Annotated in this window: 2 protein-coding genes; both read right to left on the bottom strand. The window is 35.6% G+C overall.

What is annotated here, in order from left to right:
• Positions 1-795 (bottom strand): hypothetical protein (locus tag AC1DPQ_RS25040; protein WP_477611219.1); only part of this gene is annotated, 795 nt, incomplete at its 3' end.
• Positions 796-1,015: 220 nt separating this feature from the next.
• Entirely contained in the window at positions 1,016-1,441 is a 426-nt protein-coding gene (locus AC1DPQ_RS25035) for a VOC family protein (protein WP_477611218.1), read from the bottom strand.
• Between the last annotated feature and the right edge of the window lie 910 nt (positions 1,442-2,351).

Here is a 2,351-nt window from a genome sequence, read left to right as displayed (position 1 = left end):
CAGATAAATGTACTTCTGATCTATAGCCTTAATTGCCAATTGTATTTCAGGGTTTTTGAGTTTCTCATCTTTAAATGCCGCTTCTTTAATAGTTATGTTATCTTTAATTTCCTRATAAATACTAACCGCTTCTCTTGGGTTTTGATTGGATACAAATGCCTTAAGTTGATCAACCGACCAATCATCAAATGAATTAATAATGTTCAGATATAAGACCGGGGCATAAACAGTGGTGTCGTAAGACAGTTTCTTGATAAACTCAAATCTATCTTTCAGATTAAGATTATAGTTTTCGTTTCGGATATCAGCCCGCGAAGCTATCTTGTCGTAATCTTTATATTTTAGCCTAAGCTTTTCTCCATTTTGATGGAGTATTTCATTGGTTCTGTCTTCAATCCTTTTAATATCAGCTTGTGCTTTAGAACCACTTGATCGATTGATAAAAGCCATTTTGTTTGTTGTAGGAAAAAAATATTCAACTTCGACATGACTGCTTTCAGGAGATAAATAGAAGGGTACGAATGAAGTATTGTCAGAATCGAAACGTAATATGCATTCGAAATAATTTTCATTTTTAAATGCAAATAGGAACTGACCATCCTTAATTCTGCTAGGAGATATTGATGTTCGAATTTTGTCGCCCAGTTTTTGGAGATAAAGTTTTGGCGTTTTATGGTTGAATGAGGTGTCTGTAATCTTAATATTTACCCAGACAGAGTCAGTAAGCGCTTTACTGTTCAGTGCTGAGGATGCAAGCAGTAAGGTGAGGCATAACGTTATTTTTAGATTTTTCATTCAATAAAAATGGTGATTCAAATTTTTTCATCCCATATATTTAACACTCTTTAACTATCTGATTTTATTGAATGTCTGTAATGATCAGTCTGTTGCTGGATAAACGTAATCAACAATGCTGACAAAATCTGTGCTGCCTATTTACTGAAAAATAACAAAGCTTAAGGCAGGATATTAAAAAATCCAGAGTAGTTATACCCTGGATTTCAACTGCGATTAACTATTTAGCATTACTAAAATTAACCATCCWTTGGATACCGAACCTGTCTTTAAAGCTACCGAAGTAATCGCCCCAGAACATATCGTCCATTGGCATTTCGATGGTGCCACCTGCTGAAAGGCCGTTAAAGAAGCGATCGGCATCTTCGCGGCTCTCGACATTGAGGTTAATGTACATGTTGTTGCCTTCTTTAAGTACATGCCCTGCCGAAGGTACACAGTCAGACGCCATTAAAACCGTATGCTCATTAATGGGTAAGGCTACGTGCATTACACGGTTTTTTTCTTCGTCGGTTAATTTATCCGATTCGGGTGCATCGCCCATTTTTGCAAAGAAGGTAAATTCTCCGCCAAAAACCGACTTATAAAAATTAAAAGCTTCTTCGGCTTTGCCGTCGAAGTTTAAGTAAGGGTGCATGGTTGCCATAATCTTATTTATTTTGTTTACAACTAAGTTACTGCACCTTTTAATGATAAAATGGGTGTACTTGAGACAAATGTAAGGGCGTTTTTGACATCGTCAAATTAATAAACTTGTATGGTTCCATCTTGTTGCGATGGCCTTAACTCGGCTGTCGAATTTGAGAAAATATGTTTTTAAATAGGCTAAAATATTTTATTCATTTTGCAATAGCTTTTGGATAAGTTATTCTTTTACAGATGAATAAAACTGAACGGAAATAAATCCTTTATCTTTTTCATATTTGTAGCAGGGTATTAAACATTTAATGAAATAATTCTCGATCGTCCCAAAATAATTTTAGATTTGAGTAAACACGTCCTCTTTTTGAGGGCGTGTTTTTTTTGCAAAAAAAAACCTTTCATTGCTGAAAGGTTTCGCGTTTTAATCTAAATCGTCCCGTTGATTTAATTTTAACATTATAAATATAGTTATCAACATGTTAACATCAAATTAAAAGGTAAAAATACCCCTTTATGGGTAGTGGTTTCCACTACACCGCGATAACAGAAATTTTAATGTGCATAATTATTTGTTTGCTTCAATACGCCATTTACAAGCCGGCAATGTTGCTAATAACAAACTGGAGGCAATATTGCGAAAACAGAATAATTAAAAGGGCCCCTGTAATTTGCAAAGAAAAGCATGAAGAGGGCAAAGGCAAGTGTTAGCAAAAAACTACCGATAGCCAACTTAATTTTGTATCCAACTATAAGCAATAACCCATCTAGAAACACTCTACTTCCCAAAACCGCGACCAGTTTTCGCCTACACCAAGTTTTACTATACCCTCTTTGCGTGTTAATTCCTGATCGTGGTTAACGCCATCGGCCACTCCGCACCATGGCTCTAAACAAATAAAAGGGGCATCGGTAGC

The organism is Pedobacter sp. 01T416_2, from assembly GCF_056398925.1.
Note: the sequence above shows the minus strand (reverse complement) of the source record. Positions and strands in the feature narration are given on the sequence as shown.